The 384-nt window shown below is 50.8% G+C and carries 1 protein-coding gene; it reads left to right on the forward strand.

Translation table 11 applies throughout. The annotated features are described in order from the left end of the window. On the forward strand, positions 1–384 hold a 384-nt coding region (locus LJE09_RS17515), incomplete at both ends, for a zinc ribbon domain-containing protein (RefSeq protein ID WP_227311621.1).

Here is a 384-nt window from a genome sequence, read left to right on the forward strand (position 1 = left end):
CAAACGGCTGGGGCGAAGCGGCTCCCCTCACAGGCTTGCTCTATTGTGCCGATTGTGGCGGCAAGATGTATGTCCACCGCACCAACAATGGCAAGCGGATTTCTCAATATACCTGTTCCAATTATACCAAAGTTCCGTGTGGGATACTATGCCCTACACAACACCGTATCAATGAGAGTGCTGTTCTGACATTGGTTTCCGACACGCTCCGGGCTATCGCTGAATATTCCAGAAATGATCGGACGGAATTTATTCACGCCGTTCAGGAAACGCAGGTTGCCCAACAGAGTGCCGATATAGCGAGAAAGCGCAGGCGTCTGGCCGCTGCTCAAAAGAGAGCCGGAGAACTGGAAAAACTGATTTGCAAAATCTATGAGGACAACG

This window comes from Blautia sp. DFI.3.45 (assembly GCF_020593505.1).
GTDB classification, from domain to species: domain Bacteria; phylum Bacillota; class Clostridia; order Lachnospirales; family Lachnospiraceae; genus Blautia_A; species Blautia_A wexlerae.